Origin of the sequence: Paraburkholderia sp. RL18-101-BIB-B (genome assembly GCF_046026985.1) — a bacterium.
Classification (GTDB): domain Bacteria; phylum Pseudomonadota; class Gammaproteobacteria; order Burkholderiales; family Burkholderiaceae; genus Paraburkholderia.
Genome location: NZ_JARESV010000012.1, coordinates 111,678 through 129,133, shown reverse-complemented (window position 1 = coordinate 129,133; position 17,456 = coordinate 111,678). Strand labels below are relative to the sequence as shown.

Annotated in this window: 11 protein-coding genes; 8 read left to right on the top strand and 3 right to left on the bottom strand. The window is 64.5% G+C overall.

Going from position 1 to position 17,456, the window contains the following annotated elements; translation table 11 throughout:
* The first annotated feature begins 12 nt into the window (after nt 1-12).
* Together P0D73_RS19440 and P0D73_RS19435 are read left to right on the top strand one after the other, a co-directional pair.
* Complete coding sequence (locus P0D73_RS19440) at nt 13-1,449, top strand: aldehyde dehydrogenase family protein (protein WP_132375357.1); 1,437 nt, start codon at nt 13-15, stop codon at nt 1,447-1,449.
* A gap of 445 nt (nt 1,450-1,894) precedes the next feature.
* A complete protein-coding gene (locus tag P0D73_RS19435) occupies nt 1,895-3,364 on the top strand; it encodes a DEAD/DEAH box helicase (protein WP_408432560.1) in 1,470 nt (489 codons plus the stop codon).
* A 180-nt stretch (nt 3,365-3,544) separates the two neighbouring features.
* On the opposite strand, the gene gluQRS is transcribed toward P0D73_RS19435, so the two are convergent.
* Both gluQRS and P0D73_RS19425 read right to left on the bottom strand, forming a co-directional pair.
* Complete coding sequence (gene gluQRS / locus P0D73_RS19430) at nt 3,545-4,435, bottom strand: tRNA glutamyl-Q(34) synthetase GluQRS (RefSeq protein WP_408432558.1); 891 nt, start codon at nt 4,433-4,435, stop codon at nt 3,545-3,547.
* A 31-nt stretch (nt 4,436-4,466) separates the two neighbouring features.
* Nucleotides 4,467-5,330 carry a sulfurtransferase gene (locus tag P0D73_RS19425; RefSeq protein ID WP_408432556.1) on the bottom strand — a complete coding sequence of 288 codons (864 nt, stop codon included), beginning with the start codon at nt 5,328-5,330 and terminating at the stop codon, nt 4,467-4,469.
* A 332-nt stretch (nt 5,331-5,662) separates the two neighbouring features.
* Here P0D73_RS19425 and dnaE point away from each other — a divergent pair, with 332 nt between their 5' ends.
* Nucleotides 5,663-9,244 (top strand): DNA polymerase III subunit alpha, encoded by a 3,582-nt coding sequence (gene dnaE / locus P0D73_RS19420; protein ID WP_408432554.1) that lies wholly within the window; start codon nt 5,663-5,665, stop codon nt 9,242-9,244.
* Nucleotides 9,245-9,417: 173 nt separating this feature from the next.
* Here dnaE and P0D73_RS19415 read toward each other — a convergent pair whose 3' ends face one another.
* Complete coding sequence (locus tag P0D73_RS19415; RefSeq protein WP_408432552.1) at nt 9,418-10,179, bottom strand: glycosyltransferase family 2 protein; 762 nt, start codon at nt 10,177-10,179, stop codon at nt 9,418-9,420.
* Between the two features lie 200 nt (nt 10,180-10,379).
* On the opposite strand from P0D73_RS19415, the gene msbA reads away from it, so the two are divergent.
* The 5 genes from msbA to P0D73_RS19390 all read left to right on the top strand — a co-directional run bounded on the left by msbA (nt 10,380) and on the right by P0D73_RS19390 (nt 17,443).
* On the top strand, nt 10,380-12,173 hold the full coding sequence (gene msbA / locus P0D73_RS19410; protein WP_132375345.1) for a lipid A export permease/ATP-binding protein MsbA: 1,794 nt from the start codon (nt 10,380-10,382) through the stop codon (nt 12,171-12,173).
* A gap of 111 nt (nt 12,174-12,284) precedes the next feature.
* Nucleotides 12,285-13,361: a glycosyltransferase family 4 protein gene (locus P0D73_RS19405; protein WP_408432550.1), complete on the top strand. Its 1,077-nt coding sequence runs from the start codon at nt 12,285-12,287 to the stop codon at nt 13,359-13,361.
* 346 nt (nt 13,362-13,707) lie between these two features.
* Nucleotides 13,708-14,835: a glycosyltransferase family 9 protein gene (locus P0D73_RS19400; RefSeq protein ID WP_408178070.1), complete on the top strand. Its 1,128-nt coding sequence runs from the start codon at nt 13,708-13,710 to the stop codon at nt 14,833-14,835.
* Nucleotides 14,835-16,178, top strand: coding sequence for an O-antigen ligase family protein (locus P0D73_RS19395; RefSeq protein ID WP_408432548.1), 1,344 nt, complete (start codon nt 14,835-14,837; stop codon nt 16,176-16,178). The genes P0D73_RS19400 and P0D73_RS19395 overlap by 1 nt, the downstream gene beginning before the upstream one ends.
* Before the next feature lie 5 nt (nt 16,179-16,183).
* On the top strand, nt 16,184-17,443 hold the full coding sequence (locus P0D73_RS19390; RefSeq protein ID WP_408432546.1) for a glycosyltransferase: 1,260 nt from the start codon (nt 16,184-16,186) through the stop codon (nt 17,441-17,443).
* Nucleotides 17,444-17,456: the final 13 nt, after the last annotated feature.

Sequence of the window (17,456 nt, the reverse complement as noted above, 5' to 3'; positions counted from 1 at the left end):
AGGAGACGCGTCATGTTGCAAAAGACTTACCCGTACTACCTGGCGAACGTTGCGGTGGCCGCCAACACCGATCTCGAAGTCACCGATAAATTCAGCGGCGAAGTCGCCACCCGCGTCGCGATGGCCGACGCCACCGCGATCGACAAAGCGATCGGCCATGCCGTCGATGCCATGCCCGCCATGCGCGTCTTTCCCCCGTTCAAGCGTCAGGCGGTGCTCGAACATTGCGTGAAGCGCTTTCGCGAGCGCTACGACGAACTGGCGCTCGCGCTGTGCATCGAAGCCGGCAAGCCGATCAACGACTCGAAAGGCGAGGTCACGCGCCTGATCGACACGTTCAAGGTGGCCGCGGAGGAGTCGGTGCGAATCGACGGCGAGATCGTCAATCTGGAAATTTCGCCACGCGCCAAGGGCTATCACGGCTATGTGAAGCGTGTGCCGATCGGACCGTGTTCGTTTATTTCGCCGTTCAACTTTCCGCTGAACCTGACCGCGCACAAGGTCGCGCCGGCCATCGCGGCGGGCGTGCCGTTCGTCTTGAAGCCGGCGAGCCGCACGCCGGTCGGCGCGCTCATCATGGGCGAGATTCTGGCGGAAACCGATTTGCCGAAGGGCGCATTCTCGATTCTTCCCGCGCATCGCGACGGCGCCGATCTATTTACCACCGACGAGCGCTTCAAATTGCTGTCCTTCACCGGCTCGCCCGCGGTAGGTTGGGAGCTGAAAAAGAAAGCCGGCAAGAAGAAGGTGATTCTGGAGTTGGGCGGCAACGCGGCCGCGATCGTCGACGGCGATCAGGGTGAGAAGCTCGACTACGTGGTCGATCGGCTGGCGTTCGGCGCGTTCTATCAGTCGGGGCAGAGCTGCATCGGTGTGCAGCGGATTCTGGTCCACGCGAAGGTTTATGATGCGCTGCGCGAGAAGCTGATCGCCAAGACGAAGTCGCTGGTGATGGGCGATCCGAAAGACGAAAAGACCTTTGTCGGGCCGATGATCTCCGAATCGGAGTCCAAGCGCCTCGCCGGCTGGATGGAAAGCGCGGTGCAAGCCGGCGCGAAAATCGTCGCTGGCGGCAAGGTAGACGGCGCGATGTTCGAGGCCACGTTGCTCGAAGGCGTGAAACGCGACACGGATCTGTATCGCAAGGAAGCCTTCGGGCCGGTGGCGATTCTGGAGCGCTTCGACGATTTCGGCGCCGCGCTCGCGACCGTCAACGACAGCGACTTCGGCCTGCAAGCCGGCGTGTTCACGGATTCGCTCGCGCACGCGCATCGCGCGTGGGATGAACTCGACGTCGGCGGCGTGGTGATCAACGACGTGCCGTCGTTCCGGGTCGACAACATGCCGTATGGCGGCGTGAAGGATTCCGGGCTGGGGCGTGAAGGCGTGCGCTACGCGATCGAGGACATGACCGAGATCCGGTTGATGGTGATGCGCGAGACGTGGTGAGACGATGTGGCGGCGTGGCGGCGTGGCGGCGTGGCGGCTGAGGGGCATCGGGGCCGCCCGCACGGCCGGACGCGGCATCGCGCGCCGATCGCCGCGCCGCCGAACCAGCTCGCTGTCACGCAACTGTCGTCTCCACCAACTACGCTGCGAGCGAGGCGCGCCGGTGCTTTGCCGCGATTCGCCGGCGGGTGCGCAGTCTGCCGGCACCCGGCTTTCTCCGCCGTAAGCAGAAAGCCGGCGCATGCGCCATGAGTGTTTTTGCTGAAGTGCTACAATACCGGCCTTTCCGGCGGGTGTTTCCGCCGGCCGGAGCCGGCCGCATTTTTTCCCGCAATATTGACGGGTCCCGTGCGGAACGCCGTGGCTCCGCCTTCATCACAATGCCCTCTGCGGTTCCGACCGCTGCCGCGCGTACGCGCCAAGCGCATTTTTAGCGAAAGCCACCATGTCCGACACAGCCGTCACGCCCAGCACTGCGACTTTTGATCAATTCGGCCTCGCGCCCGACATTCTGAAAGCCGTCAAAGAGTCGGGCTACACCATCCCTACGCCGATCCAGGAGCAGGCGATCCCTGTCGTGCTGGCCGGCCGTGACATGATGGGCGCCGCGCAAACCGGCACCGGCAAGACCGCGAGCTTCTCGCTGCCGATCATCCAGCGTCTGTTGCCGCAGGCGAGCACGAGCGCTTCGCCCGCCCGCCATCCGGTGCGCGCGCTGATCCTTACGCCGACTCGCGAACTGGCCGACCAGGTCGCCGCGAACGTGCAGGCGTATGCGAAGCACACGGCGCTGCGCAGCGCCGTGGTGTTCGGCGGCGTGGATATGAATCCGCAATCCGAGCAACTGCGCCGCGGCGTCGAGATTCTGATCGCCACGCCGGGCCGTCTGCTCGATCACGTGCAACAGAAAACGGCCAATCTCGGCCAGGTGCAGATTCTCGTGCTCGACGAAGCCGACCGGATGCTCGACATGGGCTTCCTGCCGGATCTGCAGCGCATCCTGAACCTGCTGCCGAAAGAACGTCAGACGCTGCTGTTTTCGGCCACGTTCTCAGGCGAAATCAAGAAGCTTGCCGCCACGTATCTGCGCAACCCGCAAACCATCGAAGTCGCGCGCAGCAACTCCACCGCGACCAACGTGACGCAGGTCGTGTACGAAGTGGCCGAGGGCGACAAGACCGGCGCGGTCGTGCAACTGATTCGCGAACGCGGCCTCAAGCAGGTGATCGTGTTCTGCAACAGCAAGATCGGCGCGAGCCGTCTGGCGCGCAGCCTCGAGCGCGACGGAGTGGTCGCGACCGCGATTCACGGCGACCGCACGCAGAATGAGCGGATGCAGGCACTCGACGCGTTCAAGCGCGGCGAGATCGAAGCGCTGGTGGCGACGGATGTCGCCGCGCGCGGCCTGGATATCGCCGAACTGCCGGCGGTGATCAACTTCGATCTGCCGTTCAACGCGGAAGACTACGTGCACCGGATCGGCCGTACCGGCCGCGCGGGTGCTTCGGGCGATGCGTTGTCGCTGTGCAGCCCGAACGAGCGCAAGCAGCTTGCCGATATCGAGAAGCTGATCAAGCGTCCTCTGGACGTGCAACGCCTGACGGTGGAAGCGCCGGTGCGGCACCACCATGAAGAACGCGCGCCGCGTCGTGAACGCAGCAGCGACGGCCGTGAGGACCGCGGCAGCCGCCGGCGCACGGGTGCGTCGTCGGGTACGTTCGACCGGCCGCATCATCATCGCGCTCAGCCCGTGGATGATTTCTTCCTGAAGCCTTATGAGCCGTCGCCTTCTTCGGTTCGTAAAATCGAGGAGGCCGCTGCTTCCGCTGCGCCGCAAAAGACGGCTTCCAAGCAGCCTTTGGCAGCTCTGCTGGGCGGATTTGGGATGCCGAGGAAGTCGTCGTCTTCTTCCTGATTTTTGGTTCGCTGGAGTGGCTCGGGTGCGGTTCGCCTGGGGCGCGGGCTGGGCTTGCGCCGGTAGTGGGGCCGCCGGCGGCGCGGCAAAATTTAGGGCGCTTCGAAAGCTCACCCCGCAGCGCGCTGGTTGCCGCAGCCAGCCGCGCACGGCGAGATCATTGTTAGGCGTGAACCGCGTTCACGCTGCTGGTAAGCCCACCCGCTTTGCCCATGCCACCGTGGCGGCGGCATAAAAGCCGTCAAGCGTCGTATGGGCCGCAGCGCTTTCCAAGTCGAGCCCAAGATGCTGTGCCGCTGCGCATAGCGCTTCAAGCGGCTTGTCGATATCCAGTGCCGTGGCGCCGTTCTGCTTGCTGAGTTTTTCGCCCTGTTCGTTCGTGACAACGGGCACATGCAAATACTCCGGCGTCGGCACGCCGAGGCAACGCTGCAAATAGATCTGCCGCGCCGTTGAATCCATCAAATCCGCGCCGCGCACGATGTGCGTGATGCCCGCGTCCGCATCGTCCACGACCACCGCCAGTTGATAAGCCCATTGGTCGTCCGCGCGTTTCAGCACGAAATCGCCGACCTCGGTGGCGAGATTCTGCGTCTGCTTTCCCTGCCAGCGATCCTCGAACGTGATGACCGCGCTGTCGCCGTCGGGCACGCGCAGGCGCCATGCGCGCGCCGGTTTGCCGTGCAGGCCGTCGCGACAGGTGCCGGGATAGGCGAGGGTCGTATTGCGCGCGTGCGCGTTGACCAGCGAGTCGGCGATTTCCTTGCGCGTGCAGCCACACGGATAGATCATGCCGGCGGCCTTCAATTGCTCCAGCGCTTGCTGGTAGCGCGCCGTCCGCGTGCTTTGCCAGACGGGCGGTTCGTCGGCATGCATGCCGAAGCGTTCGAGGGTGGCGAGGATGTCTTCGGCGGCGCCCGGCACGGTGCGCGGGCCGTCGATGTCTTCAATGCGAACGAGCCATGCGCCCCGATGCGCGCGTGCGTCCAGCCAACTCGCGAGCGCGCTCACCAGCGAGCCGAAATGCAACGGCCCGGTGGGCGAGGGCGCGAAACGTCCGCGATAGGTCATGGTCGAGTGGTGGCGTTCTGCGCCGCCACCATCACGCGGCGCGCGCCGCCTTGCTGTCCGGATGGCATTCCGGACACGTCTTGCCCGCCACGTACAACGGCGATTCTTGCGCTTCCTGCGGGACCACCGCGCGGCAACCGAAGCATTGCGTGGTCTTGCTGGGCTCGAGTTGCGGATTGAGCGCGGTGCGGTAGTCGAACACGAAGCAGTCGCCGTGATAATGCGCGCCGCCCACTTCCTCGAAATACTTCAGAATGCCGCCTTCGAGCTGGTACACGTTCTCGATGCCGACTTCCTTCATGTGGATCGCGGCCTTTTCGCAGCGAATCCCGCCCGTGCAGAACGACACGACCGTCTTGCCTTCCAGGTCGGCGCGATTTTGCTCGATCACTTCGGGAAACTCGCTGAATTTCGTAATGCGGTAGTCGAGCGCGTTGTCGAACGTGCCGACGTCGACTTCGAACGCGTTGCGCGTGTCGAGCATCACGACCGGACGGCCCTGATCGTCGTGACCGCGGTCCAGCCAGTGTTTCAGCGTGGGCGCGTCGACGAACGGCGCGCGGCCGAGCTCCGGCCGGATGGCCGGCTTTTTCATCGTGATGATCTCGCGCTTGAGCTTGACCAGCATGCGGGTGAACGGCTGCTTGTCCGACAGGCTTTCCTTGAACTGCAGATTCACGAACTTGCCGTCGAACAGGGCGTCGTGACGGATGTAGTCGATAAACGCGTCCGTGGCTTCGCGCGTGCCGGCGACGAACAGGTTGATGCCTTCCGGCGCGAGCAGAACGGTGCCCTTCAGGCCAAGCGCGTTGCAGCGTTCTGCGACGAACGGGCGCCAGGCAGCGGTGTCTTCGATAGTCGCGAAATGGTACGAAGAGAGATTGACGATACTCATGAGCGTCCAGCGGTAAGAAGTGGCCGGGCCTTGCGGAAAACGGGGCGCGTTGGGCTGCCCGCCTTCAAACGCCATGCGGCGCGGCCACGTCGAATAGGGCGAAACCCGTATTATCTCTCAACCCGGCGCTTTCCCCGACTCGGCCGAATGGCCAATGGGTTGCGGTAGCGCAAACCGTTCGTGAACTTGCTGCGGATTCGCTTCGCCCGAGCGGCCGTTCGCATGGTCCGCCACCTCAGGAACGCCTGCACACGCGGCTCGCGCGCTCGCGTCCTAAGCCGATCGGCTAGCGCGTGGTTTTGGCCTGAAAACTCCGGAAGGGTGGAGTTACAATGTCGCCCATGTCAGATCCCCGCTTCGTTCATCTCCGCGTTCACTCCGAATTCTCGATTGCCGATGGCATCGTGCGTCTCGACGACATCGTCAAGGCCGCGGCCAAAGACGGCCAGGGCGCGCTCGCCCTCACCGATCTCGGCAACGCATTCGGCCTCGTCCGTTTCTACAAGGAAGCCCGCGGCAAAGGGGTCAAACCCATTGCCGGCTGCGACGTCTGGATCACCAATCCAGACGACCGCGACAAGCCTTCCCGTTTGCTGCTGCTGGTGAAAGACCGGCTCGGCTATCTGAACCTGTGCGAACTGCTCAGCAAGGCGTCGCTCACGAATCAGTATCGCGGTCGCGCGGAGATCGAGGCCGGCTGGCTCGAATCCGGCCTGGGCGCTGGACTACTTGCATTGTCCGGCGCGCAGCAGGGCGACATCGGCCTCGCGCTCGCGGCGGGTAATGAAGAAGCGGCCAAACGCAACGCGTTGCATTGGGCGAAGGTGTTCCCGGGCGGTTTCTATATCGAGTTGCAGCGCTGTGGTCTGCCGGGCGGCGAGCAGTACGTGCAGCAGGCGGTCGCGCTCGCGGCGTCGCTGAAATTGCCGGTGGTCGCCACGCATCCCATGCAGTTCATGACGCCGGACGACTTCACCGCGCACGAAGCGCGCGTGTGCATTTCTGAAGGCGACATTCTGGCGAATCCGCGCCGCTCGAAGCGCTTTACGTCCGAGCAGTACTTCCGCACGCAGGAAGAGATGGCGGCGCTGTTCGCGGACATTCCGTCGGCGCTTGCCAATTCGGTGGAAATCGCCAAGCGTTGCAACCTCACGCTCGAACTCGGCAAGCCCAAGCTGCCGCTGTTCCCGACGCCCGACGGCATGTCGCTCGACGACTACCTCGTGCATCTGTCGAAAGAGGGCCTCGAAAAGCGTCTCGAACAGTTGTATCCGGATGAAGCCGAGCGCGCCGCGCAACGCGCGACGTATTATGAGCGCCTCGAATTCGAGTGCGGCACGATCATCAAGATGGGCTTTCCCGGCTACTTCCTGATCGTGGCGGACTTCATCAACTGGGCGAAGAACAACGGCGTGCCGGTCGGACCGGGCCGGGGCTCGGGCGCAGGCTCGCTGGTCGCGTACGCGCTCGGCGTGACCGACCTCGATCCGCTGCGCTACAACCTGCTGTTCGAACGTTTCCTGAATCCGGAGCGGGTGTCCATGCCCGACTTCGATATCGACTTCTGCCAGCACGGCCGCGATCGCGTGATCCAGTACGTGAAGGAAAAGTACGGCGCGGACGCGGTGTCGCAGATCGCCACGTTCGGCACGATGGCGGCGAAGGCGGCGGTGCGCGACATCGGCCGGGTGCTCGATCTCGGCTACATGTTCACGGACGGCATCGCCAAGCTGATTCCGTTCAAGCCGGGCAAGCACGTCACCATCGCCGACGCGATGAAAGAAGAGCCGCTCCTGCAGGAGCGTTTCGACAACGAAGACGAAGTGCATCAGCTGCTCGAACTCGCGCAGCGCGTGGAAGGCCTGACGCGTAACGTCGGCATGCACGCGGGCGGCGTGCTGATCGCGCCCGGCAAGCTGACCGATTTCTGCCCGCTGTACACGCAGGGCGATGAAAGCGGCGTCGTGAGCCAGTACGACAAGGACGACGTCGAAGCCGTCGGCCTCGTGAAGTTCGACTTCCTGGGTCTGACCACGCTGACGATTCTCGACTGGGCCGAGCGCTATATCCGCCGCCTCGATCCGTCCAAGCAGGACTGGTCGCTCGCGCAGGTGCCGCTCGACGACCCGGCGTCGTTCTCGATCCTGAAGAAAGCGAATACGGTCGCCGTGTTCCAGCTGGAAAGCCGCGGCATGCAAGGCATGCTGAAAGACGCGCAACCCGACCGCTTCGAGGACATCATCGCGCTGGTCGCGCTGTACCGTCCGGGCCCAATGGACCTGATCCCGAGCTTCTGCGCGCGTAAGCATGGCCGCGAAGTGGTGGAGTATCCGGATCCGCGTGTCGAACCTGTTCTGAAAGAGACCTACGGCATCATGGTCTACCAGGAGCAGGTGATGCAGATGGCGCAGATCATCGGCGGCTACTCGCTGGGCGGCGCCGACTTGCTGCGTCGCGCGATGGGTAAGAAGAAGGCCGAGGAAATGGCCGAGCACCGCGAGCTGTTCCGCCAGGGCGCCTCGAAAAACGGGCTGACCGGCGAGAAAGCAGACGAAATCTTCGACTTGATGGAGAAGTTCGCGGGCTACGGCTTCAACAAGTCGCACGCGGCCGCGTATGCGCTGCTCGCGTACTACACCGCGTGGCTGAAGGCGCACCATCCGGCGGAATTCATGGCGGCGAATATGTCGCTCGCCATGGACGACACGGACAAGGTCAAGATCCTGTTCGAAGACTGTCTCACGAACAAGATGGCGGTGCTGCCGCCGGACGTCAATCTGTCCGCGTACCGCTTCGAGCCGGTGGGCGAGCCTGATGGCAAGCGCTCTAGAACGATCCGTTACGGACTCGGTGCAATCAAAGGCAGCGGCCAGAACGCGATCGAGGAAATCCTGCGCGCGCGTGAAGAAGGTCCGTTCATCGACATCTTCGATTTCTGCAACCGGGTCGACCGCCGCATCGTCAATCGCCGTACGGTCGAAGCCTTGATCCGCGCCGGCGCGTTCGACACCTTGCATGCGAATCGCGCGCAACTGATCGCGTCCGTCTCGCTCGCCATGGAAGCCGCCGAACAGGCGAGCGCCAATGCGCTGCAGGCGGGTTTGTTCGACATGGGTGACGCGCCGTCGCAAGGTCACGAACTGGTCGACGAGCCGGAGTGGCCGGAAAAGAAAAAGCTGCAGGAAGAGAAGGCCGCGCTCGGCTTCTACCTGTCGGGCCATCTGTTCGACGCATACAAAGACGAAGTGCGCCGCTTCGTGCGCCAGAAGATCGGCGAACTGAAAGAAGGGCGCGACAAGCTGGTCGCGGGTGTGATCGCGTCGCTGCGCACGCAGATGACTCAGCGCGGCAAGATGCTGATCGCGCTCCTCGACGACGGCACCGGCCAATGCGAAGTCACGGTGTTCAACGAGACGTTCGAAGCGCACAAGCAGCTGTTCAAGGAAGACGAACTGCTGGTCGTGCAGGGCCAGGCGCGTAACGACGCGTTCACGGGCGGCATCCGCTTCACCGTCGACACCGTCATGGATCTCGGCCGCGCGCGCTGCCGTTACGCGGAGGCGGTGAAGGTGCAGATGAACGGCAATGCGGACGCGCTGGCGTTGCGTCGCGTGCTTGAGGCGCATAGCGCCGGCAAAGACGAGCCGCAAGCGGCAGCGGCGCCGGCGGCTTCATCGCGTGGCGGAAACGGTGGTGGGAACGGCGGTGGCCGTAATGGTGGCGGCTATGGCGGGGGTGGCCAGCGTCAGGCGGTACAGATTCCGAATGGGCTTGCCGTGCAGGTGGTCTATCGCAGCCAGAATGCGGAAGGTGAAATGCGTCTGGGCGACGCATGGCGTGTGAAGCCGACCGACGAACTGCTCGCAGCCTTGCGAGGCGAGTTCGCGGGAAGCTCGATCGAGATCGTCTATTGATCGGTGGTGGCGCCCGCGCCACCGGCGCGGGCAGAGCTGATGGCGCACTGTGCGCGTCGAAGCATTGCGGAGCGAATGACGTTGCGCATGCCCGTTATCAGGCGGGGATCACTGGCGCGGGCGCCCGGCGTCGCGGCAAGGCTGCTGGCGTTTCGCGACGCACGTGCCGACGCCTACCGCCGCACCTTCTCCCCCCAACGCGCCAGCTTCAAAAACCGGTAATACACCGTCTCCGCATTGAACACCGCGATCATGAAACCGGCGCGGCCGTCCAAAAAACCACGGCGCAGCAAGTAAGTCCGCACGAACGCCCATGCACCGCGCCCGAGCGCCTTGCCGAAGCTGCCGCGCTGACCCGCCGCATGACGTTGCTCGGCGCCCGCTGTCGAATACGCATCGAGCTTGCGCAACACGCCTTCGAAGTCCTCGTAGGAGTAGTGCATCAACTTTCCGGTGAGGCGCTGGGCCGGTGTATCGAACACCAGCCGCTCGTGCACCAGGTCATCGGAGAAACGCGCCGCGCCGCGTTTGAAGAGGCGCGGAATCCAGTCGGGATACCAGCCGCTGTGATGAATCCAGTGGCCGCAAAAACTCGACAACCGGTCTACCGCGTAGACGTCTGCAGTAGGGGTGGTAAGCGCCGCGCGAATCGCCGCCGCCAGTTCCGGCGACACGATCTCGTCGGCGTCGATTGAAAGAATCCAGCTGGTGCTGAGCGCGTCGACCGCGCGATTCTTTTGCGGGCCGAAGCCCGGCCAGTCGGTCTCTTCGATCACGCGGGCGCCGTGCGCGTGGGCGATCTCGGCGGTGCCGTCGGTGCTGCCGCCGTCGATCACGACGATCTGATCGGCGAAGGCCACGGATTGCAGGCATTCAGCCAGCCGCGCCGCCGCGTTTTTGGTGATGATGGCGACGCCAAGGGTGGTTTCTTGCATACCTGAGTAGCGTGAGGGCGGAATGACGGAACGAATCGCGCAAGCGGGTGGCGCCAGGCGAGTGGCACGAGGAGTATACACAGCCAGCCTCTATCCGCCGACGCCCACCCCCAACCGTTTACAATGCTCTTTTTTGATATTCCGCCCGGCCGGCATTCCGTCCGCCGTGCGGTTGCCGTTCCGCATTCTCAGAGGATTCCTTGAGCGCGAAGCCAACGTTAAGCAAACCCATCGGTTCAGGTGAGGCGTCATCGGCCGCCGTCGTCTTTAAACGGCTATGGCCGTATATCAAGCCGTTGATGTGGGTTCTCCTCGGCGCAATCGTCGCAATGGCCGTCAGCGCCGCGACCGACGCGGCGATCCCCGCCTTGCTCAAGCCCCTGCTGGACAAGGGCTTCGGCGCGCATGCCAACGACAAGACCAAGTGGTTCGTGCCGGCCGCGGTGATCGGCCTCGCACTGGTGCGCAGCGTGTCGCAATACGCGTCCGGGTATCTGCTTGCCTACGTGACGAACAAGATCCTGCTCGATCTGCGCCTGAAGATGTTCAGCCGCATGATTCACACGAGCGTCGCGTTCTTCCAGCGCGAAACCGCGAGTACGGTGATCAACGCGATCGTCTTCGAGGTGAACCAGATTCTCAACGTGCTGCTGAGTGTGCTGGTCACGCTGGTGCGCGATTCGCTCACCGTGGTCTTCCTGCTCGGCTATCTGTTCTATCTGAACTGGCGTCTGACGCTGATCGTCGCGGTGCTGCTGCCGGCGATCGGCTGGCTGGTCGGCAAGATCAACCGCCGGTTGCGTCGTTTGAACCGCGAACATCAACTGCTGACCAATGAACTGTCGTACATCGTCGAAGAATCGGTGGGCGGCTACAAGGTCGTCAAGGTGCACAACGGTGAGCAGTATGAGATGGACCGCTTCGAGGCGATGAGCAAGCGTCTGCGCGGCTATGCCATGCGCATGACCGTGTCCGGCGGCCTTGCGCAGCCGTTGACGCAGTTCCTCGCGTCGATCGCGCTCGCCGTCGTGATTACGATCGCCGTGGTGCAGTCGTCGTCGGATCAGACCACGGTCGGCGGCTTCGTCGCCTTCGTCACGTCGATGCTGTTGATCATCTCGCCGCTCAAGCATCTGATGGACGTGAACCAGCCGCTGCAACGCGGCATGACGGCGTGCGAGCTGATCTTCGGTTTGATCGACGAGCCGTCCGAACCGGAAGGCGGCGGCAAGCCGCTCGAGCGCGCGCGCGGTGAAGTGGAATTCCGGGGCGTCTCGTTCAACTACAGCACCAACGCCACGCACAACCGCCACACGCTCGACCAGGTGTCGTTCAGAGTGGCGCCGGGCGAAATGGTCGCACTCGCGGGTCCGTCGGGCAGCGGCAAGACCACGCTGGTGAATCTGCTGCCGCGCTTTTTCGATCCGACCGGCGGCCAGATCCTGGTCGACGGCGTGGCGATCCCCGAGTACGACCTGCACGCGTTGCGTAGTCAGATCGCGATGGTGAGCCAGGACGTGGTGCTGTTCAACGACACGGTCGCGAATAACGTCGCGTACGGCCAGGCCGCCGATCCCGACAAGGTCAAGGCGGCGCTGCGCGCGGCCAACTTGTGGGACACCGTCGAGGCAATGCCGAAAGGCATCGATACGCTGGTCGGCGACAACGGCCTGATGCTCTCGGGCGGCCAGCGGCAGCGTCTGGCAATTGCGCGCGCAATCTACAAGGATGCGCCGATCCTGATTCTCGACGAGGCGACCTCGGCGCTGGATTCCGAGTCCGAGCGCCACGTGCAGGCCGCGCTGGAAACTTTGATGAAGGGCCGCACGACACTCGTCATCGCGCACCGTCTGTCGACCATCGAGCGCGCCAACCGCATCCTGGTGATGGAAGCGGGGCGGATCGTCGAGAGCGGCAGCCATCGCGAACTGCTGGCGCAAGACGGACTGTATGCGCATCTGCACCGCATCCAGTTCCAGCAGACCGCGGCCTGAAGCACGACACGTCAATCCGCCATTCGGCTCTCCCTTCACGCGGTCCGCTAGCCGGACCGCGCGTGACCGACCCCCTTAACATTTGACGAGGCGCAGGCGCGCGCTGTCTGAATGAAGAAACTTGGACTCTCCAGTAACGCCTTGCGGCACAGCGGCGGTCTCGAGCGCTACGCCATGGATCTGGTGCGCGGCCTCGCCGCGCTCGGCGTGGAGCCGGCTTTCTTCGCGCGTCGGTTCGACGCGTCGCTGCCGGAATGCAAGTTGGTCGAGCCGCATCGCATCAACGTCTCGTTCCTGCCGGGCAAGCTGCGCGACCGCTGGTTTTCGTGGCGCTTGCGCGCGGCGCGGCGCGCAGCGCACGTCGATGTGCTTATTGGCTGCAACCGCGTCGACTCGTCCGAGGTGGCGATCTGCGGCGGCACGCACCTCGGGTTCTTGCGGGCGACGGGGCGCGCGCAGAAGCGTTCGGACCGCTGGCAGATTGCGCTCGAGCGCCGCCAGTACGAATGCGCGAGAGTCGTCGTGGCGCATTCGCAGTTGATGCACGACGAACTGCGCGAACTGTACGGTGTCGACGAGGCGAAGATCCGTGTGCTGTATCCGCCCGTGGACGGCACGCGCTTCGCGCCGACCGATGCCGCGACGCGCTCCACCTTGCGTCACAAATATGGTTTCGCCGACAACGAGATCGTCCTACTGTTCCCGTCGAGCAGCCACGAGCGCAAGGGGCTGCCGCTCATCGAAGCCGCATTGCGCGACACGTCGCTGCCCGTGGTGGTGGCCGTGGCCGGGCGGCCGCCCGCGCGCACATCCGAGCGGCTGCGCTATATCGGCTATGTGAAAGAACTCGCGGAGTGTTACCAGGCTGCGGACTTCACGATCCTCGCATCCACGTATGAGCCGTTTGGGCTGGTCGGTATCGAATCGGTGATGTGCGGCACGCCGGTCATTTTCCCGTCGAGCATTGGCTGCTGCGATGCGATCGCCCCGCATGCGAAATTCGTGTTCGCGCCGAACGACCTGGCCGACCTGCGCGCCACTCTCGAACGGGCAGTGCGCGTGCATCGCGACGGCACGCGTCGCGCGCCGCCGGAACTCGCCCGCGACGCGGTGCTTTATGACGCAAGCGTGACCGCTCACGTGAGCGCGCTGTTGACGCTGGCTCGGCAGATCGACGCCGCGCGTTAGAGACCGCCACGCCCCTGTCACAGAAGGGGCGGGCGGGCCGCCTGGCGCGGTTTTGCGTCGTTCCGCGGCAGGGGCGCATGTTATAATTTCAAGCTATCAACGCTCGAACTCAACTCGAGCCGAACACCCACTTATTTCATCGAGCTTTCCATGCCGGCCTGGACAGGCGGCGGGCAAAAAGGCGGCGCGTCCCGAGCCGCGCCAGCCCGCCGCGACGGGGCCGTCGCCGCTGCACTGGAGGCCTTCGGGAAGAATACCGCTGGAGATTGTGCATGGCGAACGCGACCTCGCGCCGGGTATCGGCGTACAGCAAGATCGCGGCGGGAACCCACGCGCCGATGAGCCTATGAGTCGGCTTGCCGGGCGTCTTCGTATTTTTGCGCGGGCCATCCCGCGACTGCTGATCAAGCCATTGCGCCGCGAGCCACGGCACCCGCGCCGTATCCTGATTGCGCATCATCTATTGCTGGGCGACACACTGCTGCTCACGCCGCTGCTCGCCAAGTTGCGCGCGCAACATCCGCAAGCGCAAATCGTTCTCGCCTGTCCGAAGGCGATCGTTCCGCTGTATGCCGGGCGGCCTTTCGACGTCACAGCCTTACCGTTCGATCCGCGTGATGTGAAGTCGGTGCGCGACGTTTTGCTTTCCGGACCCTACGACCTCGGCATGGTGCTCGGCGACAATCGTCATAGCTGGCTTGCGTTGGGCGCGGGCTGCCGCTGGATCGTCGGACATGCGGGCGATCGGCCGGCCTGGAAGAACTGGCCACTCAACCGCGGCGTGCCATATCCCGACACGGCGGCGGCCTGGGCCGACCTCGCCGCGGAACTGATCGACGGACCGCCGCCGCGCGCCTACCGGCCGAGCGACTGGAGCGCGCCGCAACACGCGGCGCTGCCCGAACCGTCGCTGCTGACGAAGCCTTACGTCGTGCTGCACCCGGGCGCGAGCACCAGCGTCAAACGCTGGCCGAACGCGCGCTGGCGCGAGCTTGCGCAACGCGTGGAAGCGCTCGGCTATCTGCCGGTATGGACCGGCGGTCCGGGCGAAGCGGAACTGATTCGCGCGATCGACCCGGACCCGCATCATCCGAATCTGGCGGCGCGGCTCGGGCTCGGCGAGTTATGGCATCTGTTTGCCGGCGCGCAAGCCGTGGTTTGTCCCGATACCGGCGTCGCGCATCTGGGGCGTCTGATTGGGGTGCCGACCCTCGCGCTGTTCGGGCCAGGCAACGCGCTGATTCACGGCGCGGGCCGCTATTGGCGCGAGGTGCCCTTCGTGCCGATTACGATCGCCGATATGCCGTGCCGCGATCAGCCTTTTATTTTCCGCCGCGAGGTAGCATGGGTGCGCCGCTGTGATCGCAACGAGACGACCTGCGTCGCGTGGCGCGGTGACCATGCCGACTGTATGGGCCGGCTGTCGGTCGAGTCGGTATACAACGCATTGCAAAATGTTCTGGTGAAAGTGTAATGACTCACACGGCTGCGCGAGTGGAGCGCGTGTTCTGGGTTGCCTGCCCGGTCATTCTGTTTGTGGTGATGTTCGGCCACATGACGGCGATCGTCTTCAATGCGCTCGCCCTGATGGCGCTCGGCGTGGTGGCGGCGGCCTGGTCGCCGGACCGGCCCTCGCTATGGCACTGGCCGCTGGCGCTGCCTATCGCGGGCTGGGCTGCCTGGAGCCTCGCCTCGGTTTCGTGGTCCATGTATCCGATGATCAGTCTGCACGCGTGGTGCGACGAAGTGCTCTATCCGCTGGTGTCGTTCTGGGGCTTCTGGCTATTCGGCACCCAACTGCGGCGGCCCGAGCCCGTGGTGGCCGTCAACTGGATCGCCTGCGTGGCGGTCGCCTTGATCAGCGCGCTCAATTGGGGGCATCTGCAGCCGCCCACCGCCAATACCTTCCCAATGCATTTCTATAACCGCGTCGGCCACACCAGCACGCTCGCGGTATTTGCGATGGCGCTCTTCGCGGGCTTCTTGCTGCGGCCGCGATGGCGCGTGATCGGCGCGAGCGGCATCGTGCTGTGCCTGTTCATCGGACTGGCAACGCTCAACCGGTTCTTCTGGCCGGCGGCCGCCGCGACGTTGCTGGTCGCGCTGTTCCCGCTGTACCGGCGTCGCCTGCCGCTGGCGTTGCTGGTCATTGCCGTGGTGGGCGCGGCCGGCGTCGGCACGCTCGAACTCAGTTCCCGCTTGCGCACTGCGGCCCTGCCCCCTGCCACGCAGTTACACGATCTGGCGATCGAGGGTCATCAGGTCTATGTGCCAGGCTCGCTGTCCGCGATCGGCGACACGGTATCGGCCGACACGCGTCCGAAGCTGTGGGCGTTTTATGTCGGCGAGGCCGAGCGTCATGCGTGGGTCGGCGTGGGCTTCGGCAAGCCGCTGCCGGGTATCGTCTATCGCAGCGAAATGCCGGCCAGTTTGCTGGCGGTCGAACCGCAAGCGCTGACGCATGCGCACAACCTGTTCATCAACACGTGGCTGCAGACGGGATTCATTGGTGTGGTGCTGCAGACCGTGCTGTTGCTGTGCCTCGTCGCGCGTTTCTGGCGGCTGCGGCGGGTCAAGCCCTGGCTGTGCGCCGCGGGCATTGCGCTAGTGGCCGGCATGATCGCGAAAAATACGACGGACGATTTCATGTGGCAGACCACCATGCTCGCGTTCTGGGCTTTCGCGGGCCTGCTGCTGGGCTGCGCGGAGCAGGCTCGCGCGCCAGGCGGAACGTCGACCGAGACTGCACGTGGGCAATCCACGGTGGCACGCAGTGAACAGCGGCGCGAAGCGCCGACAGCAGAGTTGGGCGAATAACCTTGATGACGAACGTGAACCCTCACTCTATTGAAGCTGACCGCACCCCGCTGCGCATCCTGTTTCATATCAACGATTTCGGCAAAGGCGGCACCGAGACCGCGTTGCTATCGTGGTTGAAGGCGCTCGACCGGCGGCTGTTTGCGCCGAGCCTGTCGGTGGCGTACCCGACCGACGACCTGGCGTTCTGGCGCGCGCAGTCGATTCCCGATGACGTGCCCGTCCACGTGCTCGCCTCGTCGAAGTGGATGTACGCGCTGCATCAGGCGGCGCGCGGGCGCAAGCTGGGGGCCGGCGAGAAGTTGTTGCACAAGCTGTTGACCTACGGCATGATCCGGCCGCTGGCGGCGCTGCGTATGCGGCGCCTCGCGAAGCAGCACGATCTGGTCTGCGATTTCGATTTTTCGCTGCGTCATATGGCGGGCAGTTGCAATGTGCCCTGGTTCGGTGTGAACCATTTCAGCCTCGCGGCTCGGCTCGGCGGCAAGAGCGAGCGGTACATCGCCCGGCGTGTGAGGCACTATGCGCGTTACTCGGCGATCACCGTGCTGATCCCTGCCATGCTGGCCGAGGCGCGCGAACTCTTTTCGACGGCCGGCCAGGACATGGACATTGTCGAATTGCCGAATGTGATCGACGTCGACGCGCTGCGGCACGCAGCGCGCGCGGAGATCAAGCGTCCGGCTGAATCATTCATCGTTTCCGTGGCGCGTCTGGACGAAGGTCAGAAGGACCACAAGACCTTGCTGCGAGCCTACGCCCAGCTACGCGAGCGCGGCCGCTGCGAGGCGGCGCTCGTCCTGATCGGCGAGGGGCGGGACCGGCGCGAGCTCGAGCAACTCGCCGACGCACTGGGGATCGGTGCATCGGTGCAGTTTCTTGGCTTCTGTGCCAATCCGCTGCCCTATATCCGGCAGGCAGAAATGCTCGTCTTGAGCAGCCGCTACGAGGGTTGCGCCGTGGTGCTCGGCGAGGCGATGGCGCTCGGCACGCCGGTGCTGTCGGCGGATTGCCCGACCGGTCCGCGAGATATGCTGGAAGGTGGCAAGGCCGGCCTGCTGGTGCCGGTCGGCGACGTGGACGCGATGGCGCTTGCCATCGAGCGCCTGCTGACGGACACCGAGCTGCGCCGGAGTCTCGCGCAAGCCGCGCTGCAAAAGGTCGAGACGTTCACGCCCCCACGCGCCAATCAGCGGATGCTGGAGTTGGCGTTGCGCCTGCTGGCGAAGCACGACTCGCCGTCGGGCGTGCAAACAGCTCACTGAAGCGCAAATCAGC

Bases quoted from the DNA above. Each gene is read 5' to 3' on its own strand.
- P0D73_RS19435 (WP_408432560.1), top strand. From the start codon at position 1,895: ATGTCCGACACAGCCGTCACGCCCAGCACTGCGACTTTTGATCAATTC.
- gluQRS (WP_408432558.1), bottom strand. From the start codon at position 4,435: ATGACCTATCGCGGACGTTTCGCGCCCTCGCCCACCGGGCCGTTGCAT.
- P0D73_RS19390 (WP_408432546.1), top strand. From the start codon at position 16,184: ATGACGAACGTGAACCCTCACTCTATTGAAGCTGACCGCACCCCGCTG.
- dnaE (WP_408432554.1), top strand. From the start codon at position 5,663: ATGTCGCCCATGTCAGATCCCCGCTTCGTTCATCTCCGCGTTCACTCC.
- P0D73_RS19440 (WP_132375357.1), top strand. From the start codon at position 13: ATGTTGCAAAAGACTTACCCGTACTACCTGGCGAACGTTGCGGTGGCC.
- P0D73_RS19395 (WP_408432548.1), top strand. From the start codon at position 14,835: ATGACTCACACGGCTGCGCGAGTGGAGCGCGTGTTCTGGGTTGCCTGC.
- P0D73_RS19425 (WP_408432556.1), bottom strand. From the start codon at position 5,330: ATGAGTATCGTCAATCTCTCTTCGTACCATTTCGCGACTATCGAAGAC.
- P0D73_RS19415 (WP_408432552.1), bottom strand. From the start codon at position 10,179: ATGCAAGAAACCACCCTTGGCGTCGCCATCATCACCAAAAACGCGGCG.
- P0D73_RS19405 (WP_408432550.1), top strand. From the start codon at position 12,285: ATGAAGAAACTTGGACTCTCCAGTAACGCCTTGCGGCACAGCGGCGGT.
- P0D73_RS19400 (WP_408178070.1), top strand. From the start codon at position 13,708: ATGAGTCGGCTTGCCGGGCGTCTTCGTATTTTTGCGCGGGCCATCCCG.